Source organism: Sinorhizobium chiapasense (assembly GCF_045277575.1).
GTDB lineage: Bacteria > Pseudomonadota > Alphaproteobacteria > Rhizobiales > Rhizobiaceae > Ensifer > Ensifer chiapasense_A.
The window spans coordinates 3,425,915-3,452,581 of the sequence record NZ_CP144205.1 but is presented as its reverse complement, the minus strand read 5'-3'; the positions used below and the strand labels follow the sequence as shown (position 1 = coordinate 3,452,581).

Genomic DNA, 26,667 nt, shown 5'->3' with positions numbered 1-26,667 from the left:
CGCGCAAGGCCGCCATCAAATCGCCGTCAGGGCATGATGTCGCCGTTGACAAGCAGGCTTTCCTCATCCACCTGATGGGCGAAAAGCCGGAGCTTGATTAGGGAAAGCGTTGCGATATCAGCACGCGACCCGCTCCGCCTGAGATGACCCACGAAGAGGCCTTCATGTCTTCCGCCTTCGATTTCGAACCGCAGCCCCGCCGTGCCTCTGTCGCCGTCGATGTCGGCGGCGTCATCGTCGGGGGCGGCGCACCGGTCGTGGTTCAGTCGATGACCAACACCGACACGGCCGATATCGATGCGACCGTGGCCCAGGTGGCCGCTCTCCACAAGGCCGGCTCGGAACTGGTGCGCATCACCGTCGACCGCGACGAAAGTGCTGCCGCCGTGCCGAAGATCCGCGAGCGGCTCGAGCGCCTCGGTCTCGACGTGCCGCTCGTCGGCGACTTCCATTATATCGGCCACAAGCTGCTTGCCGATCATCCGGCCTGCGCCGAGGCGCTGGCGAAATACCGCATCAATCCGGGCAATGTCGGTTTCAAGGACAAGAAGGACAAGCAGTTCGCCGAGATCGTCGAGATGGCGATCCGCTACGACAAGCCGGTGCGCATCGGCGTCAACTGGGGCTCGCTCGACCAGGAACTGCTGACGCGGCTGATGGACGAGAACCAGGCGAACGGCTTTCCGCTGACCGCGCAGCAGGTGACGCGCGAAACGATCGTCCAGTCGGCGCTGCTCTCGGCCGATCTTGCCGAGGAAATCGGCCTGCCGCGCAACCGCATCATCCTCTCGGCCAAGGTTTCCGGCGTTCAGGACCTGATCGCCGTCTACGCCATGTTGTCGGCCCGCTCCGACCACGCGCTGCATCTCGGCCTCACCGAGGCCGGCATGGGCACCAAGGGCATCGTCGCCTCCTCCGCCTCGCTTGGCATCCTGATGCAGCAGGGCATCGGCGACACGATCCGCATTTCGCTGACGCCGGAGCCCGGCGGCGACCGCACCCGCGAGGTGCAGGTGGCGCAGGAACTGCTGCAGGTCATGGGCTTCCGCCAGTTCATTCCCGTCGTTGCCGCTTGTCCCGGCTGCGGGCGCACGACGTCGACCGTGTTCCAGGAACTCGCCCAGAAGATCCAGGACGATATCCGCCGCAACATGCCGGTCTGGCGCGAGAAATATCCCGGCGTCGAGGGCCTGAAGGTCGCGGTCATGGGCTGCATCGTCAACGGTCCCGGCGAAAGCAAACATGCCGATATCGGCATCTCGCTCCCCGGTACCGGCGAGATGCCGGCCGCGCCCGTCTTCATCGATGGCCAGAAGGCGATGACGCTGCGCGGTCCGAACATCGCCGCCGACTTTGAAACGCTCGTTTCCGACTATATCGAGAAGCGTTATGGCCGCGGCCAGGCGGCTGCCGAGTAAACGGTTTCGTTCGAGACGATCCGACGCCTGACGGCCTCGGAGCTAAAGCCGCGACGTCAGCAGTTTCAGCCCCGCAAAGGCGAAGAAGCCGGCCATCAGGCTTTCGATCAGCCGCTTGGATCTGAGATAGACGCGGTGCACCGGCGAAAGCGAGAACACGATCGCGAAGCCGCAGAACGTCATCAGGCCGAGGACCATGCAGCCGCCGATGAAGGTGGCTGTGACGCCGACGGGCGCTCCCTCGGGCATGCCGAGCGAGACCAGCATGATCCAGGAGAAGATCGCCTTGGGGTTGGTCAGGTGGATGCCGAGCCCCTTGAGATAGAGCCGCTTCAACGATGTCTGTACTTTCGCGGCGGTCGGCACGATCGCGCCCCTGTCGCTGCGCATGGCGGCGCGCAGCGCGTTATAGGCGAGCCAGAAGAGATAACAGGCGCCGGCGATCTTCAGGACGATGATTGCATGGCCATAGGCGCGGATCAGCGCCGAGAGGCCCGACGCCGTCAGCATTGCCCAGGTGTAGCTGCCGGTGAGCACGCCGAAGGCAAGCGCCAGGCCGGCCTTGCGCCCCTGGCTGACCGAGGTGGTGATGATCGCCAGGATCGCCGGTCCCGGTGAGGCGGTCCCGATCAGATAGGCGGTCCAGGCGATGAGCAGCTGCGGCAGATAGGGTGTCGGGTCGAACATGCGAAAAAGCTCCGGCTCGGTCGCCGGAAGCTAGTTCAGTTCATCGCCCGTTTGAAACAGCGAAATGTCACCGAGACAAGATGTCAGAGGATCTCGTCGAGTGCTTCGATCAGGCGTGCGCATTCCTGATCGGTGCCGATGGTGATGCGCAGGAAATCGCCGATGCGCGGCTTGGCGAAGTGGCGCACCAGCACGGCGCGTTCGCGCAGCGCCTTCATCAGCGTTTCGCCGCTATGGCCTGGATGCCGGGCGAAAACGAAATTCGCCGACGAGGGCAGCACCTCGAAACCACGCTGGGCGAGATCAGCGGTGAGGTGCTCGCGGGAGGCGATGATCTTTGCCCGCGTCTCCTCGAACCAGGCTTCATCCTCGATCGCGGCGATGGCACCGGCCTGTGCCGGGCGGCCGAGCGGATAGGAGTTGAAGCTGTCCTTCACCCGTTCCAACGCCTCGATCAGCGGGCGCTGGCCGATGGCGAAGCCGACGCGTAGGCCGGCAAGGGCGCGCGACTTGGAGAAGGTCTGGACGACCAGCAGGTTTTCGTACTTCGAAACCAGCTCTGCGGCCGATTGGCCGCCGAAGTCGACATAGGCCTCGTCGATGACGACGGGCTGATCGGGGTGGCTCGCGACGAGCCGTTCTATTTCCGAAAGCGGCAGGCCGATGCCGGTCGGCGCGTTCGGGTTCGGCAGGATGATCGCGCCGCAGGGCCGGTCGTAATCGGCGACATCGATTTCGAAGCGGTCGTTCAGCGGCACTTCGACCGTGGCGATCTCGAAGAGCCGCGCATAGGTCGTGTAGAAGCTGTAGGAAATATCCGGATAAAGCAGCGGCGCGTCGTGCTTGAGCAGGCCGGCGAATATATGCGCCAGCACCTCGTCGGAGCCGTTGCCGACGAAGACTTCTTCCGCCGTCACGCCATAGCGCGCGGCGATCGCCTGGCGGAGCTTCAGCGCCAGCGGATCGGGATAAAGGCGGAGGTCGCTGCTCGCCGCAGCGTTGATCGCGTCGAGCACCTTCTCAGAGGGGCCGTAGGGGCATTCATTGGTGTTGAGCTTCACCAGATTGGCGATGCGCGGCTGCTCGCCCGGAACATAGGGCTTGAGCTTGGAGACGATCGGCGACCAGTATTTGCTCATGGATCTAGCTCCTGCGGTTGGCGATGAAGCGGGCGGTTTCGACGAGAATGGCAGAGCGTTCGCCATAGGGCGTAAGCAGAGCTTCGGCTTCTGCGACCAGTTGCTCCAGTCGTTCTTCTGCCCAGGCCTGGCCGTGCAGCGCGACGAGCGTACCCTTGCCGCGGGCAGCATCCTTGCCGGTCGCCTTGCCCATGGTCGCCGCATCGGCGGTGAGATCGAGCAGGTCGTCGGCAAGCTGGAAGGCAAGGCCGATCTTTTCGCCGAAGCTGCGAAGGCGCGCCCGGTCGTCCTTCGACGCGCCGGCGGCAATCGCACCGGCCTCGCAGCCGAAGCGGATGAGGGCGCCGGTCTTCATCGCCTGTAGCGTGACGATGCCGGCCTCATCCGGCGGCGATTTTTCCGCGGCAAGATCGAGCGCCTGTCCGCCGGCCATGCCGCCGTGGCCCGCGGCCCGTCCGAGGGCCAGGATCAGCTCCACCTTCTTGGCATCCGTCAGTGGTGTTTCCGGCGCCGCGATGATGTCGAAGGCGAAGGTCAGCAGGCTGTCACCGGCGAGGATCGCGGTTGCCTCGTCGAAGGCCTTGTGCACCGTCGGCTGACCACGTCTGACATCGTCGTCGTCCATCGCCGGCAGGTCGTCATGGACGAGTGAATAGCAATGCACGCATTCGAGCGCCGCGCCGACGCGCAAGGATGCATCGATGCCGCCGCCGAGAAGATCGGCACACTCGATCACCAGAAAGGGACGCAGCCGCTTGCCGCCGTTTAGCACCCCGTGGCGCATGGCGGCGAGCAGGTTTGCCGGCCGGGCGATCTCATCGACCTCCGTCGTCGGGCCGAGCAGGCGCTCGAGCAAAGCTTCGACGGCGCGGGCATTGCTGGCGAGGCGGCGGGTAAAAGGCGATGTGTCCTGGCTCATGCGCGCTCTTTGGCATGGGCGAAGAGGGCTTTCAACGGGGATTCGTGTCGCAGCGGCGCGCTTTCCCTGGGACAGCCGCGTACGCACCTTGCCTTTTGCCTGAAAGCCCGTTCAACTTTGCCGGCCCATACACTAAGAGAGGCGGATGGACAGCGAGGTGGATAGTCAGGCCGTGAACATGGTTCCGGAAGCGCGCGATGAGGGCGAAGTGCCTTCCAGTCGCTGGTCGTCGCTCCTCCGGACGTTACGCACGAAACGCCGCCAGATCATCGTGGCTGTCCTGGGCTTTGTCGCTTTGCCCTATGTGCTGATCATTCTCTACCTGATCGAGTTCATTCATCCGGTCTCGACGCTGATGCTACGTGACCTCGTTCTGCTTCGCGGCTACGACCGTCAATGGGTCGAGTTCGACAACATCGCGCCGGTGCTGGTGCAATCGGTGATGATGTCGGAGGACGGCCAATTCTGTGCCCATGACGGTGTCGACTGGGGGCAGATGCGCGGCGTGGTCGAGGATGCCCTGGATGGGGAATCGACCCGCGGGGCCAGCACCATCCCGATGCAGACGGTCAAGAACCTCTACCTCTGGAACGGCCGTTCCTTCCTGCGCAAGGGCATGGAACTGCCGTTGGCGATCGCCGCCGATTTCGTCTGGAGCAAGCGGCGGATGATGGAGATCTATCTGAACGTCGCCGAATGGGGCGATGGAATCTACGGTATCGAAGCGGCCGCCCGCCACCACTTCGGGGTTCCCGCGGCCAAGCTGTCGCGCCGGCAGGCCGCGCTGCTTGCGGTTTCGCTGCCCAATCCGAAGGAGCGCAATGCCGGAAAACCCGGCCGCGGGCTCAGGCGCCTGGCGGCTTTGATCGAGCGCCGCGCCAGCCGCTCCGGCGGCTACATCACCTGCCTTTATGATTAGGATCAGACCTTTTCATTGGAAGCCGTCGCCGGGCGGTGTCATGCTCGCGTAGTAGAGTTCTGCCATCTGGGCCTCTCTCCATTTGAAAGGCTCGACCGCTCCCATGACCTCGATTTCTCCCTCGCTTCTCGCCTTTGGCCACAACGCAAACAACGTACCGCCGAAGCATCTCGGTACCCGCTACGCAACGGATGGCCGTTTCCTGCGTGAACCCGGCAACACGGTCGTTTCCCACGTCACTGCCGGTTTGCCGTCCGAGGCCGCCGTGCTTGCGGTGCGTGATCGTCTGATGGCGATGCCCGAGGCGGGGCAGTTCGCTTTCACCCATCCGTCCAGCCTGCATATGACGATCTTTCAGGGCATCATCGAATACCGCCGCAGGCTGCCCTTCTGGCCGGCAGACATGGCGCTCGATACGCCGATCGACGTGATGACCGAGCACTATCGCGGGCGGCTGAGGCACTTTGTTCCGCTGGAGCCGTTCCGGGCCCGCGTGACGGACGTCACGCCGACCGGACTCGCGCTCGAAGGCGACAGCGCTGCCGATCGCGCATGCCTCAAGGCCTGGCGCGATGCTTTCGCCGAAGCCTTCGGCTACCGCCATCCGGACCATGACGACTACGCGTTCCACATCACCTACGCCTATGTCATCGACTGGCTCGATGACGCGGCCCTGCCGCGCTGGCAGGCGATGTTGAGCGAGCAACTCGCCTACCTCAGGGAACGGGCGCCGGTGATCGAGCTCGATCCCCCGGCCTTCTGCTCCTTCGAGGACATGAACCATTTCGAGGAACTGATCGTTTTCTCGGACAGACCCGCAATCAAGGCCAGCAATCAAGGATCCTAAATGACCGGACTTACGCTTTACGTCGGCAACAAGAACTATTCATCCTGGTCGATGCGGCCCTGGATGGCGATGACCGCCGCGGGCATCAATTTCGAGGAGGTGGTCATTCCCTTCGATTTCGCGGCCGGCAATCCCGATATTCGCGCCGTCTCGCCGACGGGACGCGTACCGTTGTTGCGGCATGGCGATCTGCTCGTCTGGGAATCGCTGGCGATCATCGAATATGTCGCCGAGCTCTTTCCCGATGCCTGGCTCTGGCCGGCCGATCGCCAGGCCCGTGCCCGGGCGCGCAGCTATTCCATGGAGATGCTCTCCGGCTTCCGGGCGCTGCGCAGCGCCTGTCCGATGAACATCCGCCGGGATAAGCGGGCCCTGGAGGTGGATGCAGACGTTCGCGCCGACGTCGCCCGCATCGAGCAGATCTGGAAGGAGGCGCTCACCCAATCCGGCGGTCCGTTCCTCTTCGGCGCCTTCAGTGCGGTGGACGCGATGTACGCTCCTGTGGTCAATCGCTTCGACGTCTATGATCTCGTTGCGGATCCGGAAATGCTCGGCTACATGCAGCGGATGAAGGCGCATCCCGCCTATCGGAAGTGGGAAGAGGCCGCCCGGGCTGAGCCGTGGGTCGTTCCCGAAGACGAGGTCTGACTCGGTCGAGTCGAAAAATTGCGGCTGGGGACTGGTCAAACGGGAGTTGGCCATGTATAAGCGCGCCAAATTTCCGTGATTGACATCTGTTTGACACGGCCATTTCGGCTGCTGAACAGTGTTTGCCCGATAAGTGGAGAATGAAATGGCTGTACCGAAAAGAAAAACGAGCCCGTCCAAGCGTGGCATGCGCCGTTCCGCTGACGCCCTCAAGGCTCCGACCTACGTCGAAGACAAGAACTCGGGCGAACTGCGCCGTCCGCACCACATCGACCTGAAGACCGGCATGTACCGTGGCCGTCAGGTTCTGACCCCGAAGGAAAACGCATAAGCGTTTCCGTTCGCGGATTAGGTTCAAAGGGCTGGCTCTGCCGGCCCTTTTGTTTTGCGTCTGACATTTTCTCGCTTGGACCCTGTGCTATCAGAAGAAGCTTGACCTGAAGACGCCGCAAGACGCGGCAAAGGAGTTCGTTCCCGATGCTCGCTGCCGTTCCGCTGCTGATCCTGCCTTTCGCCATCTACAATCTCGCGATGATCGGAATGTTTGGCGGTATCGCCGGGCTGAACGCCGAGATGCTGTCGTTGTCCATGCTGTCGGGCGCGACCTGGACGATGCGCTTCGGTGACCTTCTGATCGTCGTTGCGCTGTTGCTGCTGTTCGTCGAATTGCTGAAGGCGACCCGCACGAGCACGCGGGCGCTGATGGATCACCTGTTGTCGATGATCCTGTTCATCGTCTTCCTGATCGAATTCCTGCTGCTGGCGCCGGCGGCGACCCAGCTCTTCTTCATCCTGATGACGATCAGTTTCATCGACGTCATCGCCGGTTTTGCCGTCTCGATGCGTTCGGCTGGCCGGGACGTGTCAATCGGCCTTTGAAGCGCGCGACGATCCGGCCGATCCGAGGCGCTGGCCCAATTCAAAGCATTTTTCTGCTGGACGGGAGACGAGGCGGGATGGAACGCGCCCGCCTTCACGAGGAAAGCGCGCTCAGCCGAGATTGTCGAGCTTGGTCTGGAGCGCGCGAAGCTGCTCCTTGAGCTCGTCGATATCCTTGGCTTCCGCCTTCTTGCTTTCCTTCACCGGCGGGGCGGTGATGAAGGGCGAGAACATCTGCATCGCCTGATGGAACATCTCGGTGTTGCGGCGGACCTGCTCTTCGACAAGTTGCAGCGGCACCTGCAGGTTCTTGCCAAGCGGCGTGTCGCCGAAGGCCTTGTTGATCTGCTCGCGCATCTGCGACTGCTGCTCGGTGAAAGCCTGCATCGAGTGCTCGAGATAGCTCGGCACCACCATCTGCATCTGATCGCCATAGAATGAAATGAGCTGGCGCAGGAAGGAGATCGGCAGAAGCGTGTTGCCGGTCTTGGACTCCTGCTCGAAGATGATCTGCGTCAGCACGGAATGGGTGATGTCCTCTCCGGACTTCGCGTCCTGGACGACGAAATCCTCGCCCTTCTTCACCATCACAGCCAGGTCGTCGAGCGTGACATAGGTGCTGGTCCCGGTGTTGTAGAGCCGCCGGTTCGCATATTTTTTTATAACGATCTGGCCTTCGTGCTTCGCCATCAGGGTCTCCTCTCACCCATCGTCCCGTCTTTATTGCGTTTTTCAGAGTATCCGCAAAAGAGCGCCGCTGACAATGTCTTTGTGCGTTGCGGCGACGCAAGTGCGAAATCTTGCGGTTGCGTCTCACGTGATGGTTTTGTGGCACTGCATCAAGCCGTTTGACTTGCGTCGCGCGCTTTGCCAGTCTGCTTCCATTAGGCAAGAAAGATCTGAGGAAACGTCCCATGAGCAATCCCTCCATCGTGATCGCCAGCGCCGCCCGCACTGCGGTCGGATCCTTCAACGGTGCATTCGGCAATACGCCGGCGCACGAGCTCGGCGCCGCCGTCATCAGGGGCGTGCTCGAGCGCGCGGGCGTCGAGGCAGGCGAGGTCGACGAGGTGATCCTCGGCCAGGTGCTGCAGGCCGGCGAGGGCCAGAACCCGGCGCGTCAGGCGGCGATGAAGGCAGGCGTCCCTCAGGAAAAGACCGCCTGGGGCATGAACCAGCTCTGCGGTTCGGGCCTTCGCGCCGTGGCGCTCGGCATGCAGCAGATTGCAACCGGTGATGCGGATATCATCGTCGCCGGCGGCATGGAGTCCATGTCGATGGCGCCGCACTGCTCGCATCTTCGCGGCGGCGTGAAGATGGGCGACTTCAAGATGATCGACACGATGATCAAGGACGGCCTGACCGACGCCTTCTACGGCTATCACATGGGCATCACCGCCGAAAACGTCGCCCGCCAGTGGCAGCTCAGCCGCGAGGAGCAGGACGCGTTCGCACTCGCCTCGCAGAACAAGGCCGAAGCGGCACAGAAGGCCGGACGTTTCGCCGACGAGATCATTCCCTTCATCGTCAAGGGCCGCAAGGGCGACGTCACCGTCGACCAGGACGAATATATCCGCCACGGCGCAACGCTCGACCAGATGACGAAACTGCGTCCGGCCTTCGACAAGGAAGGCACGGTCACCGCCGGCAACGCCTCCGGCCTCAATGACGGCGCCGCCGCCACCCTGCTGATGACCGAAGCGCAGGCTTCCAAGCGCGGCATCCAGCCGCTCGCCCGTATCGTTTCCTGGGCAACGGCCGGCGTCGATCCGCAGGTCATGGGCACCGGGCCGATCCCGGCTTCACGCAAGGCGCTGGCGAAAGCCGGCTGGGCGATCGGCGACGTCGACCTGGTCGAGGCCAACGAGGCTTTCGCCGCCCAGGCCTGCGCGGTCAACAAGGACCTCGGCTGGGATCCGTCGATCGTCAACGTCAATGGCGGCGCGATCGCCATCGGTCATCCGATCGGCGCCTCTGGCGCCCGCGTCCTCAACACGCTGCTCTTCGAAATGAAGCGCCGCGGCGTTTCCAGGGGGCTTGCAACGCTCTGCATCGGCGGCGGCATGGGCGTCGCCATGTGCGTCGAACGGCTCTAGTCGGTTGGCGGCATGAACAGCGCCAGGTGGGTTCCATTTTCCCTCTTGCTGGCCGGTTCGCCGATCGTTTCCGCACACGCCGATCCCGCGCCTCTCGACGAGGCGCGGCTGGTTCAGTGCATGCTGGAACATACGACCTCAAATGACGAGGTCGTTTTCAAGGACATGATGGTTGCGGCCCTGAACGACGACAGCGGCGCGCTGAAAGCGTCGCTCGTTCAGCTCACCAGCCTGATGATGAACCTCGCACTGACCAAGTGCGATGTGGGAATGTCTGCGCTTGCCACACCCCAGTTTCAGGCTGCGGCCAAGCTCTACGGACAACAGGTCGGCGAAAAGCTGATGAAGAAGGCCTTTGAGAAACTGAACTGATCAAGTGGGAGGCGTGCATGAGCAGGGTAGCATTGGTCACGGGTGGGTCGCGCGGCATCGGTGCGGCAATTTCCATCGCACTCAAGAATGCCGGCTACAAGGTGGCCGCCAACTATGCCGGCAATGACGAGAAGGCCGAGGCCTTCAAGCAGGAAACCGGCATCCCGGTCTACAAGTGGGACGTTTCCAGCTATCAGGCCTGCGCCGATGGCATCGCCAAGGTCGAGGCCGATCTTGGCCCGGTCGACGTGCTGGTCAACAATGCCGGCATCACCCGCGACGCGATGTTCCACAAGATGACGCCCGAGCAATGGGGCGAGGTGATCGGCACCAACTTGACCGGTCTCTTCAACATGACGCACCCGTTGTGGTCCGCCATGCGCGACCGCGGCTTCGGCCGCGTCATCAACATCTCGTCGATCAACGGCCAGAAGGGCCAGATGGGCCAGGCCAACTATTCGGCCGCCAAGGCCGGCGATCTCGGCTTCACCAAGGCGCTCGCCCAGGAAGGCGCCGCCAAGGGGATCACCGTCAACGCCATCTGCCCGGGTTATATCGGCACGGAAATGGTGCGGGCGGTGCCGGAGAAGGTCCTCAACGAGCGGATCATTCCGCAGATCCCGGTGGGCCGCCTCGGCGAGCCGGAAGAAATCGCCCGCTGCGTGGTGTTCCTGGCTTCTGACGATGCCGGCTTCATCACCGGCTCGACGATTTCGGCGAATGGCGGACAGTTTTTCGTCTGAGCGCCTGGACTTATCTGCGCTTTCGAGCGGCGCCCCTCGGGGCGCCGTTTTCATGCGAGGCTGCGGGCAGGATCGCCTGTTCTCTCGGGATTTGAATCCCGAAGCTGTGCCTGCGATTCTGTTGCCGGCGAGCGGCGCAGACACTATATCTTGTGGAGAACAAAAGCGGAATGATGCGCGGATCACGTCTCGCCGTCGGAGGCTCCGTATTGGTCGAGGGGGCGCGGCGCGATTCTCATTCTCCCTGTTCGGTGAATCTTCGACGAATTTCGTGAAAAATTTTCCAGGCTTTCCAGAGTCTTGGATTCGGAATCCTTTGATCTGTCTGGCAATGGGACAGCGAGGCTCGAGGCGAGTCGGCGGCCCTGATGCGCGGAATCCGTGCCAGATTCAGCATGTGGTGCAACGTTCGGTGTTGAAATCTATATGTAGTCGTGAACATACAGTGAATCGCAATGAGTCTGCGATTCGTCGCCGATTCGTTCCATGGCTGTTCCTGTCCGCGATGGCGCCAACCACAACAGGTGGTGCAATGAGCTGAGAGACGCCGAACGATGGTTTTAGTTGTCGGCGCCCCTTGCGTTTGGCTCGGTGCGTGGGCATGTGTTTGCCGCCAGCGTGAAAAGACGCTGCCGTAATTTCAGAATGCCCGGGATCGATGACGTGTCCGTTCACCCCATGATCCTGAGCGGCCGCGGCGTTACCGCGGTGCTCGGGCCAACCAATACCGGCAAGACGCATTATGCGATCGAACGCATGATCGCGCACGACAGCGGCGTCATCGGCCTGCCGCTGCGCCTCCTGGCGCGCGAGGTCTATACGCGTCTGGTTGAAAAGGTCGGCCATCACAATGTCGCGCTGATCACCGGCGAAGAGAAAATCACGCCGCATCGCGCCCGCTATTCGGTCTGCACCGTCGAAGCGATGCCGCGCGAGACGACTGCGTCCTTCGTCGCCATCGACGAGGTGCAGCTTGCCGGCGACCTCGAGCGCGGGCACATCTTTACCGACAGGATCCTGCATCTTAGGGGCCGCGGCGAGACGCTGCTGCTCGGTGCCGGAACGATGCGGCCGATCCTCGAACAGCTCCTGCCCGGCATCACCGTCGTCGAGCGGCCGCGCATGTCGCAGCTTCTCTATGCCGGCTCGAAGAAGATCACGCGCCTGCCGCACCGCTCGGCGATCGTCGCCTTCTCGGCCGATGAGGTCTATGCGATCGCGGAGCTGATCCGCCGTCAGCGTGGTGGTGCCGCCGTCGTTCTCGGCGCGCTTTCGCCGCGCACGCGCAATGCCCAGGTGGCGCTCTATCAGGAAGGCGATGTCGAGTATCTGGTCGCGACCGACGCAATCGGCATGGGCCTCAACCTCGACGTCGACCATGTCGCCTTCGCGCAGGACCGCAAGTTCGACGGCTACCAGTTCCGCAATTTGAACCCGGCCGAACTCGCGCAGGTCGCCGGGCGTGCCGGCCGTCACCTGCGCGACGGCACGTTCGGGGTGACGGGCCGCGTCGATCCTTTCGACAATGAGTTGGTTCACCGCATCGAGTCACATGAGTTCGATCCGGTGAAGGTGCTGCAGTGGCGCTCGAAGGCGTTCGACTACTCCTCGCTCACCGCCCTGAAGAAGAGTCTCGACGCCGCGCCGACGGTTCCCGGCCTTGCCCGGGCGCTACCTGCGGTAGATCAGCAGGCGTTCGAGCATTTGGCCCGCTACCCGGAGGTCGTCGACATCACGACCAATGCCGAGCGCGTGGAAAAACTGTGGGAAGCCTGCGCGCTGCCGGACTATCGGCGCATCACGCCCGTCCAGCACGCCGATCTGATCTCGACGATCTACGCGGATCTCGTTCGCCGGGGTACCGTGAACGAGGATTTCATGGCCGAACAGGTCAGGCGGGCCGATCATACCGATGGTGAGATCGACACACTTTCGGCGCGAATCGCGCAGATCAGAACCTGGACCTATGTGTCGAACCGGCCGGGATGGCTGGCCGATCCGACACACTGGCAAGAAAAGACGCGGGAAATTGAAGATCGATTATCCGACGCACTACATGAACGGTTGACGAAACGCTTTGTTGATCGCAGGACATCTGTGCTCATGAAGCGCCTGAGAGAGAATGCTATGCTGGAAGCTGAAATCAGTGTGAATGGTGACGTCTTCGTCGAAGGTCATCACGTAGGACAACTAACCGGTTTCCGGTTTACGCTGGCGACCGGCGGCGATGGCCCGGACGCAAAGGCCGTGCAGGGGGCTGCCCAGAAGGCGCTGGCGCTCGAGTTCGAGGCGCGGGCCGCACGTCTGCACGCTTCGGGCAACAACGACCTGGCGCTTTCGTCGGATGGACTCGTGCGTTGGCTCGGCGATCCCGTCGCCCGTCTGGCGGCGAGCGACCATGTCATGCGGCCGCGCGTCATCCTGCTTGCCGACGATCAGCTGCAGGCGAATGCCCGCGAGCATGTGCTGGCGCGCATCGAGCGCTTCGTGAACCATCACATCGGTACGGTGCTGAAGCCGCTTGACGATATCTCGCGCGCCGAAGACCTCGAAGGCCTCGCCAAGGGCCTCGCCTTCCAGTTGGTCGAGAACCTCGGCGTGCTCTTCCGTCGCGATGTTGCCGACGACGTCAAGTCGCTGGACCAGGACGGTCGCGCTTCGATCCGCAAATACGGCGTTCGTTTCGGCGCCTACCACATCTTCCTTCCGGCGCTCTTGAAGCCGGCTCCGGCCGAACTGATCACGCTTCTCTGGGCGCTGAAGAACGATGGCCTCGACAAGCCCGGCTACGGCGACCTCATCCCGATGCTCGCTGCCGGCCGCACGTCCGTGGTCACCGATCCGTCCTTCGAGCGGACCTTCTACAAGCTTGCCGGTTTCCGTTTCCTCGGAAAGCGCGCGGTACGCATCGACATCCTCGAGCGCCTGGCCGATCTCATCCGGCCGCTGCTGCAGTGGAAGCCCGGCGCGCAGCCGCGCCCGGAAGGCGCCTATGACGGCCGCCGCTTCACTGCGACCACGTCTATGCTTTCGATCCTTGGCGCAACGCCTGACGATATGGAAGAGATCCTGAAGGGCCTCGGCTACCGGGCCGACAGCATCAAGGCCGAGGAGGCTGCGGCCTTCCTCGCCAGCCAGGATGGTGTACCGGCCGTTGCTGCCGCCGCTTCCGAGCCGGCTGCTGCCGCCGATGACGCAGACGCTGGCGACGGCGCGGCGGATGCCGATACCACAGCCGCCGAGGCACCGGCTGCCGAGACCGAGAAGGCCGAAGGCGACGTCGCCGTCGCGACAATCGACGCGCAACCGGCCGAAGTTCAGGCTGCCGATGCCGGGGAACCGATCGAGGCCAAGCCCGTGCTGCTCTGGCGTCCAGGCACCCGTCAGGATAACCAGCGCCAAGGCGGCGGTCGCCATCAGGGCGACCAGCGTCGCGGCGGCCAGCGCCATGGGCATGGTCAAGGCCAGGGCGAAGGACGTGAGGGCGGACGCAAGGGCGGCCAGCCGGCACGCGGCAAACGCCACGAGGGTGGCAAGTCTGAAGGCGGGCCGCGCCAGGACCGTGGTGACCGTCACGATCGTCACGACCGTGGCGGCAAGCCGGGCCAAGGCAAGTTCGAGGCGCGTCCGCCGCGTCGCGATAAGCCGGTGGATCCGGATTCGCCTTTCGCCAAGCTTGCGGCGCTCAAGGAGCAGATGAAGAAGTAAGGTCATGGAAAAACAGCCCACGTCCAACCCGGCATCGCGCCAGCGTCTCGACAAGTGGCTGTTTTTCACGCGGCTGATCAAATCGCGCTCGCTTGCGCAAAAGGCGATCGAGGACGGCCGGGTGGCCGTCAACGAGCAGCGCGTGACGCAGTCGTCGTTTCAGGTCAAGGCGGGGGACGTGCTCGAGCTCGCCCTCGACCGCCGCGCGCTGATCGTGCGCGTGCTTGCCCCCGGGGAGCGACGTGGCCCCTACGAGGAGGCGCGGCTTCTTTATGACGATCTCACGCCTGAACAGCCGAAGGAAAGGCTCTCGGCTTATGATCTCGCTACGCGAGACCGTGGGGCGGGACGCCCGACCAAGAAGGAGCGGCGGGAAACCGACCGGCTGAAACCCGATTTCGATCCGCGCGAGGATTGAAGCGCGTCGCGATCTTTCAGATCCGCTCCTTGCGCTTGACCGCAAAACCGCTCCGCGCTTTTGCGCGACATGCTTTAGAAAACTCTGCCTTTGCCGCGGCGTTTCGCGCATTGAATATTCTTGCAAAGGGCCCATAAAGCCTTTACCTGACAGACCCACGTTGGGTGCATCGGGTTTGCTTCGGCAGCTATGCGCGCCGGACATTCCTAGCATGCGCGGACGACGAGCATCACCATTGATTGCCGTCTGCCATCAAACGTGAGCATTGGCTGGAGTACCTCATGACTTACGTCGTGACCGACAACTGCATTCGCTGCAAGTATACCGACTGTGTCGAAGTCTGCCCCGTGGATTGCTTCTATGAGGGTGAGAATTTCCTCGTCATTCATCCGGACGAGTGCATCGACTGTGGCGTCTGCGAACCGGAATGTCCTGCCGAAGCGATCAAGCCGGATACGGAGCCGGGCCTTGATATGTGGTTGAAACTGAACGCTGATTTTGCCACGAAGTGGCCGAACATCACGGTCAAGCGCGACCCGATGCCGGAAGCCAAGGAGATGGACGGCGTCGAAGGCAAGTACGAGAAATTCTTCTCCGCCGAGCCGGGCCGGGGCGACTGAGGCGAACGATCTCCTTCGTTCGTCGAGGCTGACGCAGCGAGAGCGACCCAGCGCGCCAAACCTGGGGAAAACACGCACTGCGCTCGCAGTTGCGAGAATGGCGGCTTGATGACTGCCATGCAGCAAATTATTGATTTCGGCACTTTTTTGTGATAGGTTCCTTCTACTGATCCACAGAGGGTGTTTTTGCGCGCCCGAAAACCATCACGAAAGCAAACGATCTCCAAAACGCGGTTCTCCCTATTACGCAACATGGCTTTGCTCTGTTGCGACCGCATTTCATGAGGCTGTTTGCATTCCTTGGACGGACCAGGATGTACCCACCCGGCGGTATCCCCGTCTATCCCGGGCCTCACTGACCCGGCCCCGGCCAGAATGGCCGGCGCGAAACAGGGAGTTTTTGAAACGAATGACGACCCAGCAGAAAAAATCTTCGACACGCCAGGGCTTCAAGACCGGTGAATCGATCGTCTATCCGGCCCACGGCGTTGGCCAGATCGTGGCGATCGAAGAGCAGGAAGTCGCCGGCATGAAGCTTGAGCTTTTTGTCATCGATTTCGAGAAGGACAAGATGCGTCTGAAGGTGCCGGTGGCCAAGGCTGTCAGCATCGGCATGCGCAAGCTGTCCGAAACCGATTTTGTCGATCGTGCGTTGAAGGTTGTGCAGGGCAAGGCTCGCGTGAAGCGCACCATGTGGTCGCGCCGCGCCCAGGAATACGATGCCAAGATCAACTCCGGCGACCTGATTTCCATCGCGGAAGTCGTTCGCGATCTTTATCGCGCTGAAAACCAGCCGGAACAGTCCTATTCCGAACGCCAGCTCTATGAGGCTGCCCTTGACCGCATGGCGCGCGAAATCGCTGCCGTGAACAAGATGTCGGAGACCGAAGCCGTGCGCCTCGTCGAGGCCAACCTTAGCAAGGGCCCGAAGCGCGGCAAGGCTATCGAAGAAGACGACACCCAGGACGAAGCTGCGTAAGCATTTCGCCCGCATCAGTACCTGCAAAAAGCCCGGCCAGCGCGCCGGGCTTTTTCTTTGACCGAATGGAACCTTTCGCGCTGACGCGCATTTAGATTAGCCGGCAGGAATGCGCCGCTTTCGCGCCGGGCGATCTTGGTTCTGTGATCCATCACCGTTCAGGTTCGTGACTTCGAAGTTAGGGCGCCGCATCGCTTCTTCAAGTTTCGGCGTTGCGGCTCCGGAGCATCCCGCCTCAAGTGGCCTCACTGGAAGCGGAGAAGATGCTCTCGAAACAAAGTGCTAGAGCGACCTAATGCGTTGATCCGAACGCACGGTGCTCTTGAGCGGGATGAGGAAAAGTGTGAGCGGTTTTCCGCCCGCATCCCGCTCAGGCTTACTAGAATCGATCACGACGATTTGGATCGATCCGATCCAAAACATAGTGATCTGGACGCCCTTGCTGCCGGACGCCTCATCCGTCCGGCCCTTTTGGACTTCACACGCAATGGCGCCCGGGCGCCAGTCACGGAGTGATCGATGAAGACTCTCACTGCAGACCGGCGGATGATCAAGATCGCAATGGAGGCCCCTTATCTCGAACGCGACGAGGAGCACGCGCTGGCACAGGCCTGGCGGAACGACCATGATCAGGAAGCCCGCAACAAGATCGCCATGTCCCACATGCGGCTGGTGATCTCGATGGCAGCGAAATTCCGCAATTTCGGCCTGCCGATGGGCGACCTGGTGCAGGAGGGCCATATTGGTCTCCTGGAAGCGGCCGCCCGCTTCGAACCTAGCCGTGAGGTCAGGTTCTCGACCTATGCGACCTGGTGGATCCGGGCATCGATGCAGGATTACGTCCTGCGCAATTGGTCGATCGTCCGCGGCGGCACGAGTTCGGCGCAGAAGGCGCTGTTCTTCAACCTGCGGCGCTTGCGCGCGCGTCTTGCCCAAGGCGACAGGCAGCTTACATCGCAAGCTATGCATGAGGAAATCGCTGCGGCGCTTGGCGTCAGCATCGCCGACGTGCAGACCATGGATGCGCGGCTATCTGGCAGCGACACCTCCTTGCAGGCCCCCGTCGGCGGCGCCGATTCCGATGGCGGCGAGCGACTGGATTTCCTGGCCAGCGATGCGCCGCTCCCCGACGAACAGGTCAGCGACATGATCGACGGAGAGCGCGCCCGTGTGTGGCTTCGCGATGCGCTCGGCGCCTTGACGGAGAGGGAGATGCGGATCATCCGTGCACGACGACTGTCGGAGGATGGTGCGACGCTTGAAGAGCTTGGCCTCGATCTCGGCATTTCCAAGGAACGGGTGCGGCAGATCGAAACCCGGGCGCTCGAAAAGCTGAGAGTGGCGCTTGCGACCAAGGCGCCGGCCCTGACCGCAGGCATTCACTGAAGCGCGTCGCGATTTTTCAGATTCGCTCCCTGCGCTTTAAGTCTTTGATATTTTGCATGTCGTTATCGCAAAGCCGCCGCGCACTTTTGCGCGACACTTTAGCAGCCATCACAAGCACCGCGTAGTGGCCTGGACCCAGTCCGAGGCACTACGCAGTGCCCTCGCATATTGAGGTCCGCGCCACCGGCGAACGCCTGAGCATTCCGCAGCACAAGCGCGTGCGAGCCCGCCTGCGGTGAGGCGCCGTCGCTTACTCGGAAACGATTTTCACCTTGTCGCCCGGCTTCACCGTCGAGGTGACCTGCATCGCATTGATCACCCGGAACAGGTCGAGTTTGCGATCCGTCCCCATCATGCGGGCGGAGAGCGTCGCGATCGTCTCGCCGGGCCTCACCGTCACGACCCGGATGCGCAGCGGCTTCAGCGATTGGGCCTCGGCTGGCGTCATGCGGCGGAACGAGCTGCGCAGTTGGTTGGCGGTCTGCTCGAGTGCGCTCGAACCCTTCGGAACGGCGGTCAGGAAGCGGTAGATGCCGTTGTCGATGCGGATGACGGTGACGTCGAAGTCCCAGCGATCGGCGGAGGCGCGCGCGGTCGCGGCATCGAGGCCGTTGACATTGATCGGCCTGATCGTGTCGGGCTGCAGGCCGGTGACCCAGCCGCTGGCGATATAGTCGGTCAGGCTGCGGCCGCCGGTGTCCGCCACGCCGTCGAAGCGCACGGCGATGTCGCCCGGGCCAGTCGCGAGAACCGCTTCCGCCTTGTTGTCGATCTGGAAGCCGGTCGGCACGTCGAAGCGAATGCCGAGCTGGCCGTGCAGGAAGGTCTGGCCGCGGACATAGCCTTCTTGCGGGCTGTCGCCGTAGAGCAGGCCGTCGATGCCGGCGAGGTAATAGTCGCGGCCGCGATCGCCGCTGGTGCCTTCCGGCCCGAAGGCGCGGGCATGCCGGCGCGCAAGGTCCACACGCTGCGGCGCGTTCGGGTGGCTCGACAGGAAGTCGAGGCTCTGGTCGGATTCCGGATCGACCGCGGTGAAGCGGCTATAGGCCGCCATCGAATCGAGGAAGCGCGCCGCGGCATAGGGGTCGTAGCCGGCTTCGCCGAGCATGCGCACGCCGATCACGTCGGCCTGGAGTTCCTGGTTGCGCGAAAAGGCCGCAAGTCTGAGCTTGCCGCGGGCGAGTGCCTGCTTGCCGGCGAGATCGGACGACAGCACCTCGGAGACCACGCGGCTGGCGATGACTTCCGCTTCCTCGCGCTGCTGGCGTTCGATGCCGTGGTTGGCGGTGACGTGCGCCATCTCGTGCGACAGGACGGCTGCGACCTCGGAGGCATCGTTGGCAAGGGCGAGCAGGCCGCGGGTGACGTAGAGATAGCCACCCGGCAGCGCAAAGGCGTTGATTGCCGGCGAATTCAGAATGGTGATGCGGTAGGACTGCTGCGGGTTTTCCGAGACGGCAGTCAGCGCTCCGGCGATGCGGGCGACCAGCCGTTCGGTCTTCGCGTCCTTGTATTCGCCGCCATAGCTTGCGACGATGCGCGGATGCTCGCGCGCGCCCATTTTGGCGCGCGGGTCGTTCTTCTGGACCTCGTCGACAATCTGCGGATTGGACGAAGGCGAAACGGTCGGCTCGTAGGATTGCTCGATCACCGACTGGCATGCGGAGAGAAGCGTGGTCGCGAGCAGTGCAACCACGGCGCGTGCACGCAGCCGTCCGCGCTTCGGCGGGAACCGGTCGTGTGTGACTGTATGCCTCTCCATGCCTCAGCCCGTTTCCCGTCGATCGCTCCGGAACGACAGCGTTGAAAGTCCTACTTTTTCAGTCCGGCAGCGTTGCTCCGCCGCGACTGCTCAGCCCTGGTCTTGCTGTATCTGATTTCAGCGCCACCTGCCTAGTTTGTCTCGGTAGAAATAGTTGCCCCGTGGTATCACGGCAACGGATGCGCGAATATTCGCGCCCGCGGCCGGATATTTCGCGCGTCGCATGGTGTCGCGGTCAAATTGTGGCAATCGGCTGAGGGCGAGGCGAAACTGCACCCTCCTTCACGCGTTGCCGAGAAAGCGGTCGATTGCCGCATTGTCACGCCGCTCCAGGAAGCGGTCGAGCGTATCGTGTGCAATGATACGCCCCTGGTCGAGAAAAAGCACGCTATCGGCCAGTGCTTTCACGTCCTCGGGATGGTGTGTGATCATCAAGATGGTGTTGCCTTCTTCCGCATGCAGCTCGCGAAGAAGCGTGCGCATGCCGGTGCGCATCCCGGGATCGAGGGCAGCAAAAGGTTCATCCAGCAGGAGGAGGGGACGGTGCCGCACGAGTGCGCGGGCGAGCGCGACCCGCTGGCGTTCCCCGCCGGAAAGCGTGGACGGCAGCCGTCGTCCGAAGCCTTCAAGCCCAACGCGGCGAAGCGCGTTCTCGATCTTCTTCCGATCTTCGTCCGTCAGGCGAAGTGCGGGATCGATGCCGAGGCCGACATTGGTCGCGACATCGAGATGGGCGAAGAGATTGTTGTCCTGGAAGATCATCGAGACCGGGCGCTCGGAAGGTGCGCGGTTGCCAGCGTTCTCACCGAGGATACGGATCTCGCCGCGGTCGACATCTTCAAACCCTGCAATGAGGTGGAAGAGCGTCGACTTTCCGGTCCCGGAGGCGCCGGCAACGGCAACGATGCCGCCGGCGGCGATCGTACAATCGAAGCGCAGCGTGGTCGCTTCGAAACAAACCTCGACGTTGCGCAGTTCTATGGCAGCGGTGGGCTCAGTCATGCTTTGCGTCTTTCCGGCCGGCGGACGTCGTCCGCCGTGCCGAGGATGGTGAAGATCAGGCAGAGAAGCCCGAGGAAGAGGGCGAGGCCGGCCGCATCGGCCGTGCGGTAGCTGCCCATACGGCTATAGAGCAGCCAGGGAAGCGTCACCATGTCCTGCGAACCGAAGACGGCGACGGCGCCGAGATCGCCGAGCGACAGCGCCATGGCGAAGGAGAGCGCCATCAGCAACGGTTTGCGAAGGGCGGGAAGGTCGATCCATCGCAGGCGATGAAAGCCGCGGATGCCAAGGCTTGCCACCAGCCGTTCAGAGCGCGCCGCGTGCGTCGCCATGGCCGGCGCCAGGATACGGTGGACGAAGGGGAGCGCCATCAGGGCATTGATCGCCACGACAATGACAGGCGCAAAGCGCGCGACATCACCGAAGGGGCGGAGGAGCAGGAACCAGCCGGCGCCGAGCACAACCGGCGGCACCAGCAGGATGAGCGAGGTGCTGGCGCCGATCATACCGGCAAATCCGTATGCCAGCTTTCCCGCATGACGGGGCGCGGTGATTGTCGCCGCGGCGCGGATCATGACGGCTGCCATGGCAACGGAGGCAAGTGCCGAGGCAAGCGCGATCGCAGCACTCGTCATCAGTGCCCGGTGCACGTTCGGATCCCGGGCGAGCTTGAGGAGGTCGGCCTGCAGGCTTGAGATGACCACCGCAACCAGGGGAGCGATGAGAAAGAGCAATGCCAGGACGATCCAGGTGCCGTCATTGAGGCGCGCTATTGCCGCTGCGCCATCGAAGCGGCGAACCGTGCGGCCGCCGGTCATACCCTCCTCCGGCTCCGTTGCCAGATGTCTGAGAATGAAAAGCAGGAGGCCGGTCATGGCGATCTGCAAGCCGGACAGCGCGATGGCGCGCGGCGGATCGAAATCGAAGCGCAGCGCCTGGTAGATCGCGACCTCGATCGTGCTGGCAGCAGGCCCGCCGCCAAGCGTCAGCACGAGCGTGAAGCTGGTGGCGCAGAGCATGAAGACGAGGCCGGCCGCACCCGGCAGCAGGCCCCGCAGGACAGGCCATTCGATGAAGCGGAAGAGCGCGTGGGACGGCATTCCGAGATTGGCGGCGCTGCGCCAATATTCGGCGGGAATGCGCTCGAGCCCGGCCAGGAACAGGCGCGCGGCGAGCGGCATGTTGAAGAAGACATGGGCGAGCAGGATGCCGAACAGGCCGTAGATGCTAACCGGCTGCTCTAGGCCAAGCCAACGCAGGCCCGCATTGAGGAAGCCCTGGCGTCCCCAGATTTCGATGAGCCCAAGCGCGCCGACGAGAACGGGCAGACCGAGCGGCAGCGCCATCAGGCGCAAGAGCCAGATGCGACCGAAAAACTGCGGCCGCCGCGCCAGCGCCCGTGCCACGGGTATCGCGAAGAGCACGGAGAGCAGCGTGGAAAGGCTTGCCTGCAGCAGCGTGAAGCGGGTGACGCGCCAGATATAGGCGTCGAACAGGGTGCCTTCGTCCGCGCCGCCGGTCTCAGCGAGCAAGGCGGCGATCGCCAGGCCGACGAAGAGCAGGAAGGCGCCGAGGCAAAATGCCCCGGCGGCAACCGTCATGCGGTTTTCGCGAAGCGCGAACAATCCAGCCTCAGTTCTTGCTCATCGCGGCAAGCCACTCGTCGATCCAGGCCTTGCGGTTTTTCGCGACCTCTTCCGAAGGTAGCAGGAAGGTCTTTTCCGGAGTGACCAGCTTGTTGAAGGCATCCGGCAGCGGCGCGCTGGTGGCGCCAACCGGCATCATCCAGTTGGTCGTCGGGATGATCGACTGGAACTCCGGCCCGGTCATGAAGCTCAGGAACTGCTTAGCCAGTTCAGGCTCCTTGGCATTCTTGATCATGCCGGCGACTTCGATCTGGATGTAGTGCCCTTCGGAGAAGGCTGCGGCCTGGTAGCGGTCGGTGTTCTCAGCAACCATGTGGTAGGCCGGCGAGGTGGTATAGGAGAGCACCATCGGCGCTTCGCCCTTGGTGAAGAGGCCATAGGCTTCCGACCAGCCGGGGGTGACCGTCAGTACGCGATCCTTGAGCTTTGCCCAGGCCGCACCGGCCTCATCGCCATAGACGGCCTTGACCCAGAGCAGCAGACCGAGGCCCGGCGTTGAAGTGCGCGGATCCTCGATGACGATCTTCTGCGATGCGTCGCCTTCCACCAGCTCCTTGAGGCTCTTCGGCGGCGTCTTTAAGGTCTCGGTGTCGTAGACGACGGCGAAGTGACCGTAATCGTAGGGTAGGAAGGTATCGTCGGAGAAGCCGCCGGGAACCTTCAGGTCCTTGGCGTCGACCCCGTGCGGCGCGAAGAAGCCGGTTGCCTTGGCTTCCGCCACGAGGTTGGTGTCGAGACCGAGCACGATGTCAGCCTTCGAGGCCTCGCCTTCGAGCTTCAGGCGGGTAAGCAATTCGACGCCATCGGCAACGCCGACATAATTGACCTTGCACTCGCAGGTCTTTTCGAAGGCTTCCGCCACCTTGGCGCCCGGGCCCCATTCGGTGATGAAGCTCTCATAGGTATAGACCGTCAGCGTCTTGTCGGCAGCCGCTGCATAACCAGCGAAAACAAGGCTTGTCGTGGCAGCCAGAGCTAGAGCGCAGAAGCGCTCCAGCTTCTTGCTTTTACGCAATTCCGGACGCAAAACCGCGCCGCACTTTTGCTGGAATTGCTCTAGCCGGCTAATCATTTTGTGTTGCGATGAATTGGACATGCGAAGCACCTCTCCCAATGTTCGTTGTTGCACGGGAAAAGGGCGTATCGGTGCGATCGCGTCTAATCCCTCCGCCGGTATGAGCCGGATCAGGTTCCGCGGGTTGGCGTTTCACGCCTCTCAGCCTTCGGCCGTCATGCGGTCGGAAGGCACCCCGTTAGAGCGCCAAGAGATTTACCGCCACGTTGGTTCCATGGCAAGCGTGTTTGGTGCAGGTCGATTTGATGCCTGCTCCGGGCATGGCGTCCGCGCTTGCGTAAGCCGGAAGCTGCGCTAAGACAAAAACTGCAGAGAGCCGCGAGGAGGAAATGCCATGCCAGATATGCTCGTTCGACTATATGCCTTGCCGGCGCAGCCCCAGTCGAAGCTTGGCCCGGGCATCTGCATTCGCCGCGCCATGGCGCCCGAGCGCCGCCTGGTCGTCTCCTGGATCGAGAAGACTTTCGGCGTCGGCTGGGCGGGCGAGGCGGAAGCGGCCTTTTCCTCGACCCCGACGCGCATTCATATCGCCGTGCATGACGAGAAGATCGTCGGTTTCGCCTGCTACGACGTGACCGCGCTCGGCTTTTTCGGCCCGACCGGCGTCGACGAAGGCATGCGTGGGGAGGGCATAGGCGAGGCGCTGCTGATCGAAAGCCTGGCGGCGATGCGCGAGGCTGGCTACGGTTATGCGGTCATCGGCGGGGTCGGTCCGGCGAAGTTCTATGAGCGGGTGGCCGGCGCCATCGAGATTCCGGATTCGACGCCCGGCGTCTATGCCGGCATGCTGTCTCCCGATCCGGTGCCGGAAGGCCATTGACGGCTCTCGCAAAATCTTGAGATCCGGGCGTCTTGTAGCTTTCTTCGTTTTCCTTCCGCGGTCCTTTGCGCTATGGGCTTTGCCATGGCTCGATCGACCTTCACCATTCTGCTTGGCGGTGCGCTGACAAGTACCGACCGGCTGACACGCCAGCTACACGGAAGCCGCTTCGTCGCGGCTGACGGCGGCATGCGACACGCGCGTCTGCTCGGCGTCGTTCCGGACGTCTGGGTCGGTGATTTCGATTCGACTGAAGATACCCTGCTTTCCGAATTCGCCTCTGTTCCGCGCGAATCCTATCCGGCGGCAAAGGCTGCCACGGATGGCGAGATCGCCGTCGAGGCTGCGCTGTCGCGTGGTGCCGACAGATTGATCTTTGCCGGTGCGCTTGGCGGCACCCGCAGCGACCATGCCTTCCTGCACCTGTTGCAGGCGGTCGCCCTTGCCGAGCGTGGCCTATCGGTGCTGATGACCTCCGGCGAGGAAGAGGCCTATCCTCTGCTTGCCGGTACGCTCGAGCTCGACCTGCCAAAGGGTTGCCTCTTTTCGGTCCTGGGGTTGACCGAGCTTACCGGCCTTTCGATCGTCAATGCGCGTTACCCGCTCGACGATTTCACCCTGCCGTTCGGCTCGTCCCGAACCGTTTCCAATGTTGCGGAGGGTCCCCTTCGCTTCAGCCTCAAGAGCGGCCGCGCCATCGTGCTTGCCCGCCCCTATGATCTTACCGGAGCCTGAGCCTTGGCGCCCCCCATTCTGAAACTCGACGACATCTTCCTCACCTTCGGCGGCACGCCGCTTCTGGCCGGCGCCAACCTGCAAGTGGAGCCGGGCGACCGTATCTGCCTGGTCGGACGCAACGGCTCGGGCAAGTCGACGCTGATGAAGATTGCCGCGGGTCTTGCGGAAGCGCAGTCGGGCGAAGTGTTCCGCCATCCCTCGGCGACCATCCGCTATCTGCACCAGGCGCCGGATTTCGACGGCTACGATACGGTGCAGGCCTATGCCGAAGCGGGTCTCGGCCCGAGCGACGACCCCTATCGCGTCGCCTATCTGTTGCAGCATCTGGGACTGACCGGCGAAGAAGACCCGAAGCGGCTCTCCGGCGGCGAGGCGCGCCGGGCGGCGCTCGCCCGCGTCATGGCGCCGGAGCCCGATATCCTGCTGCTTGACGAGCCGACCAACCATCTCGACCTGCCAACGATCGAATGGCTGGAAGACGAACTCACCCGCAGCCGCTCGGCGCTGGTTTTGATTTCGCACGACCGGCGCTTCCTGGAGAAGGTGTCGAACGCGACTGTCTGGCTCGATCGTGGCCAGTCGCGCCGGCTCGACCGCGGCTTTGCCCATTTCGAGGCCTGGCGCGACGAGGTGCTGGAAGCGGAAGAGCTGGAGCAGCACAAGCTCGGCAAGGCGATCGAACGCGAGGAGCACTGGCTGCGTTACGGCGTGACGGCCCGGCGCAAGCGCAACATGCGGCGCCTCGGCGAGCTGCAGAACATGCGGGCGGTTTATCGCGGTCACAAGGGGCCGCAGGGGACTGTGCAGGCAACGGTTGCCGATGCCAAGGAGTCCGGCAAGCTGGTGATCGAGGCCGAGAAGATCAGCAAGGCCTATGGTGACCGCACCATCGTTGCGCCCTTCTCGATCCGCGTGCATCGCGGTGACCGCATCGGTCTCGTCGGCCCCAACGGTGCCGGCAAGACGACGCTTCTGAAGATTTTGACAGGGCAGATCGAACCGGACAGCGGCACGGTCAAGCTCGGCACCAATCTCGAAATGGCGACGCTCGACCAGAAGCGCGAAGACCTCAATCTGGACGACACGCTGGCGCACTACCTCACCGACGGGCGCGGCGAGAACCTGCTGGTCAATGGCGAGCAGCGCCACGTCACCGGCTACATGAAGGATTTCCTGTTCCAGCCGGAGCAGGCGCGCACCCCGATCCGCGAACTCTCCGGCGGCGAGCGGGCAAGGCTGATGCTGGCGCGTATCCTGGCGCGGGCAACGAACCTCTTGATCCTCGACGAGCCGACCAACGACCTCGACATCGAGACGCTCGACCTCTTGCAGGAGATCGTCGCCGGCTTTGCCGGAACGGTGATCCTAGTCAGCCACGACCGTGATTTCCTCGACCGCACCGTCACCTCGACGATCGCGCCGGCAAACCCCGAGGAGCCGGACGGCCGCTGGATCGAATATGCCGGCGGCTATTCCGACATGATGGCGCAGCGCAAGGGCGCGATCGAGGAGAAGCGCAGAGCCGAAAAGGCGGAAAAGGCCAAAGCCAACGAAACCACTGCGCCGGCTGCCGAAGCGCCAAAGGCCGCCAAGGGCAAGCTCTCCTACAAGCAGAAATTCGCACTCGAAAACCTGCCGAAGGAGATCGCCAAGGCAGAGGCCGAAGCCACCAAGCGCGAGGAAAAGATGGCCGACCCCAACCTTTTCACAAAGGATCCAAATGCCTTTGCAAAGCTCGCGCAGGAACTGGAGAAGCTTCGTGCGGATCTGGCCCGCATGGAGGAGGAATGGCTGGAGCTTGAGATGCTGCGCGAGGAGCTCGAAGGCTAAGCGACAACCGGTAGCG

Annotated in this window: 25 protein-coding genes and 1 riboswitch; of the genes, 17 read left to right on the top strand and 8 right to left on the bottom strand. The window is 63.0% G+C overall.

Annotated features, from left to right (window positions below; all coding sequences use genetic code 11):
* The first annotated feature begins 164 nt into the window (after positions 1-164).
* Positions 165-1,418: a flavodoxin-dependent (E)-4-hydroxy-3-methylbut-2-enyl-diphosphate synthase gene (ispG, locus tag QM996_RS16670; RefSeq protein ID WP_429815209.1), complete on the top strand. Its 1,254-nt coding sequence runs from the start codon at positions 165-167 to the stop codon at positions 1,416-1,418.
* A 42-nt stretch (positions 1,419-1,460) separates the two neighbouring features.
* Here ispG and QM996_RS16665 read toward each other — a convergent pair whose 3' ends face one another.
* From QM996_RS16665 to QM996_RS16655, 3 genes are all read right to left on the bottom strand, one after another.
* Positions 1,461-2,105 carry a LysE family translocator gene (locus QM996_RS16665; RefSeq protein WP_500268395.1) on the bottom strand — a complete coding sequence of 215 codons (645 nt, stop codon included), beginning with the start codon at positions 2,103-2,105 and terminating at the stop codon, positions 1,461-1,463.
* A gap of 83 nt (positions 2,106-2,188) precedes the next feature.
* On the bottom strand, positions 2,189-3,244 hold the full coding sequence (gene hisC / locus QM996_RS16660) for a pyridoxal phosphate-dependent aminotransferase (RefSeq protein ID WP_500268394.1): 1,056 nt from the start codon (positions 3,242-3,244) through the stop codon (positions 2,189-2,191).
* Between the two features lie 4 nt (positions 3,245-3,248).
* A complete protein-coding gene (locus QM996_RS16655; RefSeq protein WP_500268393.1) occupies positions 3,249-4,163 on the bottom strand; it encodes a polyprenyl synthetase family protein in 915 nt (304 codons plus the stop codon).
* A gap of 172 nt (positions 4,164-4,335) precedes the next feature.
* Between QM996_RS16655 and mtgA the strand changes: the two genes are divergently transcribed.
* The 5 genes from mtgA to QM996_RS16630 all read left to right on the top strand — a co-directional run bounded on the left by mtgA (position 4,336) and on the right by QM996_RS16630 (position 7,456).
* Positions 4,336-5,082, top strand: coding sequence for a biosynthetic peptidoglycan transglycosylase (gene mtgA / locus QM996_RS16650; RefSeq protein WP_500270340.1), 747 nt, complete (start codon positions 4,336-4,338; stop codon positions 5,080-5,082).
* A 103-nt stretch (positions 5,083-5,185) separates the two neighbouring features.
* Complete coding sequence (locus QM996_RS16645) at positions 5,186-5,929, top strand: DUF1868 domain-containing protein (RefSeq protein WP_500268392.1); 744 nt, start codon at positions 5,186-5,188, stop codon at positions 5,927-5,929.
* Positions 5,930-6,577, top strand: a complete 648-nt coding sequence (locus QM996_RS16640) for a glutathione S-transferase family protein (RefSeq protein WP_500268391.1) — start codon at positions 5,930-5,932, stop codon at positions 6,575-6,577.
* Positions 6,578-6,722: 145 nt separating this feature from the next.
* Positions 6,723-6,908 carry a 50S ribosomal protein L32 gene (gene rpmF / locus QM996_RS16635; RefSeq protein WP_026186748.1) on the top strand — a complete coding sequence of 62 codons (186 nt, stop codon included), beginning with the start codon at positions 6,723-6,725 and terminating at the stop codon, positions 6,906-6,908.
* Positions 6,909-7,054: 146 nt separating this feature from the next.
* The gene (locus QM996_RS16630) at positions 7,055-7,456 is read left to right on the top strand and encodes a hypothetical protein (RefSeq protein WP_483500470.1); all 402 of its coding nucleotides are present in this window, start codon (positions 7,055-7,057) and stop codon (positions 7,454-7,456) included.
* Positions 7,457-7,567: 111 nt separating this feature from the next.
* On the opposite strand, the gene phaR is transcribed toward QM996_RS16630, so the two are convergent.
* Positions 7,568-8,146 carry a polyhydroxyalkanoate synthesis repressor PhaR gene (gene phaR / locus QM996_RS16625; RefSeq protein ID WP_173517872.1) on the bottom strand — a complete coding sequence of 193 codons (579 nt, stop codon included), beginning with the start codon at positions 8,144-8,146 and terminating at the stop codon, positions 7,568-7,570.
* A gap of 224 nt (positions 8,147-8,370) precedes the next feature.
* On the opposite strand from phaR, the gene QM996_RS16620 reads away from it, so the two are divergent.
* The 8 genes from QM996_RS16620 to QM996_RS16585 all read left to right on the top strand — a co-directional run bounded on the left by QM996_RS16620 (position 8,371) and on the right by QM996_RS16585 (position 17,778).
* On the top strand, positions 8,371-9,552 hold the full coding sequence (locus QM996_RS16620; RefSeq protein ID WP_500268390.1) for an acetyl-CoA C-acetyltransferase: 1,182 nt from the start codon (positions 8,371-8,373) through the stop codon (positions 9,550-9,552).
* A 12-nt stretch (positions 9,553-9,564) separates the two neighbouring features.
* Positions 9,565-9,924 carry a hypothetical protein gene (locus QM996_RS16615; RefSeq protein ID WP_500268389.1) on the top strand — a complete coding sequence of 120 codons (360 nt, stop codon included), beginning with the start codon at positions 9,565-9,567 and terminating at the stop codon, positions 9,922-9,924.
* Positions 9,925-9,941: 17 nt separating this feature from the next.
* Positions 9,942-10,667, top strand: a complete 726-nt coding sequence (locus QM996_RS16610) for a beta-ketoacyl-ACP reductase (RefSeq protein WP_500268388.1) — start codon at positions 9,942-9,944, stop codon at positions 10,665-10,667.
* A gap of 678 nt (positions 10,668-11,345) precedes the next feature.
* Positions 11,346-14,375 (top strand): DEAD/DEAH box-containing ATP-dependent helicase, encoded by a 3,030-nt coding sequence (locus tag QM996_RS16605; protein WP_500270339.1) that lies wholly within the window; start codon positions 11,346-11,348, stop codon positions 14,373-14,375.
* 4 nt (positions 14,376-14,379) lie between these two features.
* The gene (locus tag QM996_RS16600; protein WP_500268387.1) at positions 14,380-14,793 is read left to right on the top strand and encodes an RNA-binding S4 domain-containing protein; all 414 of its coding nucleotides are present in this window, start codon (positions 14,380-14,382) and stop codon (positions 14,791-14,793) included.
* Between the two features lie 281 nt (positions 14,794-15,074).
* Positions 15,075-15,413: a ferredoxin family protein gene (gene fdxA, locus QM996_RS16595; protein WP_500268386.1), complete on the top strand. Its 339-nt coding sequence runs from the start codon at positions 15,075-15,077 to the stop codon at positions 15,411-15,413.
* 409 nt (positions 15,414-15,822) lie between these two features.
* Positions 15,823-16,392, top strand: coding sequence for a CarD family transcriptional regulator (locus tag QM996_RS16590; protein WP_173517865.1), 570 nt, complete (start codon positions 15,823-15,825; stop codon positions 16,390-16,392).
* A 519-nt stretch (positions 16,393-16,911) separates the two neighbouring features.
* A complete protein-coding gene (locus QM996_RS16585; protein WP_057254889.1) occupies positions 16,912-17,778 on the top strand; it encodes an RNA polymerase factor sigma-32 in 867 nt (288 codons plus the stop codon).
* A gap of 250 nt (positions 17,779-18,028) precedes the next feature.
* Here QM996_RS16585 and QM996_RS16580 read toward each other — a convergent pair whose 3' ends face one another.
* From QM996_RS16580 to thiB, 4 genes are all read right to left on the bottom strand, one after another.
* On the bottom strand, positions 18,029-19,540 hold the full coding sequence (locus QM996_RS16580; RefSeq protein WP_500268385.1) for a M48 family metalloprotease: 1,512 nt from the start codon (positions 19,538-19,540) through the stop codon (positions 18,029-18,031).
* A gap of 282 nt (positions 19,541-19,822) precedes the next feature.
* Positions 19,823-20,542, bottom strand: coding sequence for a thiamine ABC transporter ATP-binding protein (gene thiQ / locus QM996_RS16575; protein WP_500268384.1), 720 nt, complete (start codon positions 20,540-20,542; stop codon positions 19,823-19,825).
* Positions 20,539-22,167 carry a thiamine/thiamine pyrophosphate ABC transporter permease ThiP gene (gene thiP, locus QM996_RS16570; protein WP_500268383.1) on the bottom strand — a complete coding sequence of 543 codons (1,629 nt, stop codon included), beginning with the start codon at positions 22,165-22,167 and terminating at the stop codon, positions 20,539-20,541. The genes thiQ and thiP overlap by 4 nt, the downstream gene beginning before the upstream one ends.
* A 7-nt stretch (positions 22,168-22,174) precedes the next feature.
* Entirely contained in the window at positions 22,175-23,185 is a 1,011-nt protein-coding gene (thiB, locus tag QM996_RS16565) for a thiamine ABC transporter substrate binding subunit (RefSeq protein WP_500270338.1), read from the bottom strand.
* A 148-nt stretch (positions 23,186-23,333) separates the two neighbouring features.
* Positions 23,334-23,451: riboswitch (TPP riboswitch) on the bottom strand.
* A gap of 146 nt (positions 23,452-23,597) precedes the next feature.
* Here thiB and QM996_RS16560 point away from each other — a divergent pair.
* From QM996_RS16560 to QM996_RS16550, 3 genes are all read left to right on the top strand, one after another.
* Positions 23,598-24,083, top strand: coding sequence for a GNAT family N-acetyltransferase (locus QM996_RS16560; protein WP_500268382.1), 486 nt, complete (start codon positions 23,598-23,600; stop codon positions 24,081-24,083).
* 84 nt (positions 24,084-24,167) lie between these two features.
* Positions 24,168-24,818, top strand: a complete 651-nt coding sequence (locus QM996_RS16555; RefSeq protein ID WP_500268381.1) for a thiamine pyrophosphokinase — start codon at positions 24,168-24,170, stop codon at positions 24,816-24,818.
* Between the two features lie 3 nt (positions 24,819-24,821).
* Positions 24,822-26,651 (top strand): ABC-F family ATP-binding cassette domain-containing protein, encoded by a 1,830-nt coding sequence (locus QM996_RS16550; protein WP_500268380.1) that lies wholly within the window; start codon positions 24,822-24,824, stop codon positions 26,649-26,651.
* The last annotated feature ends 16 nt before the right edge of the window (positions 26,652-26,667 follow it).

Excerpts from the sequence above, each read along its gene's own strand:
- QM996_RS16655 (WP_500268393.1), bottom strand. The coding sequence starts at position 4,163 with ATGAGCCAGGACACATCGCCTTTTACCCGCCGCCTCGCCAGCAATGCC.
- QM996_RS16615 (WP_500268389.1), top strand. The coding sequence starts at position 9,565 with ATGAACAGCGCCAGGTGGGTTCCATTTTCCCTCTTGCTGGCCGGTTCG.
- QM996_RS16630 (WP_483500470.1), top strand. The coding sequence starts at position 7,055 with ATGCTCGCTGCCGTTCCGCTGCTGATCCTGCCTTTCGCCATCTACAAT.
- QM996_RS16620 (WP_500268390.1), top strand. The coding sequence starts at position 8,371 with ATGAGCAATCCCTCCATCGTGATCGCCAGCGCCGCCCGCACTGCGGTC.
- thiQ (WP_500268384.1), bottom strand. The coding sequence starts at position 20,542 with ATGACTGAGCCCACCGCTGCCATAGAACTGCGCAACGTCGAGGTTTGT.
- QM996_RS16600 (WP_500268387.1), top strand. The coding sequence starts at position 14,380 with ATGGAAAAACAGCCCACGTCCAACCCGGCATCGCGCCAGCGTCTCGAC.
- QM996_RS16645 (WP_500268392.1), top strand. The coding sequence starts at position 5,186 with ATGACCTCGATTTCTCCCTCGCTTCTCGCCTTTGGCCACAACGCAAAC.
- QM996_RS16605 (WP_500270339.1), top strand. The coding sequence starts at position 11,346 with ATGATCCTGAGCGGCCGCGGCGTTACCGCGGTGCTCGGGCCAACCAAT.
- ispG (WP_429815209.1), top strand. The coding sequence starts at position 165 with ATGTCTTCCGCCTTCGATTTCGAACCGCAGCCCCGCCGTGCCTCTGTC.
- QM996_RS16585 (WP_057254889.1), top strand. The coding sequence starts at position 16,912 with ATGAAGACTCTCACTGCAGACCGGCGGATGATCAAGATCGCAATGGAG.
- QM996_RS16665 (WP_500268395.1), bottom strand. The coding sequence starts at position 2,105 with ATGTTCGACCCGACACCCTATCTGCCGCAGCTGCTCATCGCCTGGACC.
- phaR (WP_173517872.1), bottom strand. The coding sequence starts at position 8,146 with ATGGCGAAGCACGAAGGCCAGATCGTTATAAAAAAATATGCGAACCGG.
- rpmF (WP_026186748.1), top strand. The coding sequence starts at position 6,723 with ATGGCTGTACCGAAAAGAAAAACGAGCCCGTCCAAGCGTGGCATGCGC.
- QM996_RS16640 (WP_500268391.1), top strand. The coding sequence starts at position 5,930 with ATGACCGGACTTACGCTTTACGTCGGCAACAAGAACTATTCATCCTGG.
- hisC (WP_500268394.1), bottom strand. The coding sequence starts at position 3,244 with ATGAGCAAATACTGGTCGCCGATCGTCTCCAAGCTCAAGCCCTATGTT.
- QM996_RS16590 (WP_173517865.1), top strand. The coding sequence starts at position 15,823 with ATGACGACCCAGCAGAAAAAATCTTCGACACGCCAGGGCTTCAAGACC.
- QM996_RS16580 (WP_500268385.1), bottom strand. The coding sequence starts at position 19,540 with ATGGAGAGGCATACAGTCACACACGACCGGTTCCCGCCGAAGCGCGGA.
- QM996_RS16610 (WP_500268388.1), top strand. The coding sequence starts at position 9,942 with ATGAGCAGGGTAGCATTGGTCACGGGTGGGTCGCGCGGCATCGGTGCG.
- QM996_RS16555 (WP_500268381.1), top strand. The coding sequence starts at position 24,168 with ATGGCTCGATCGACCTTCACCATTCTGCTTGGCGGTGCGCTGACAAGT.
- QM996_RS16560 (WP_500268382.1), top strand. The coding sequence starts at position 23,598 with ATGCCAGATATGCTCGTTCGACTATATGCCTTGCCGGCGCAGCCCCAG.
- fdxA (WP_500268386.1), top strand. The coding sequence starts at position 15,075 with ATGACTTACGTCGTGACCGACAACTGCATTCGCTGCAAGTATACCGAC.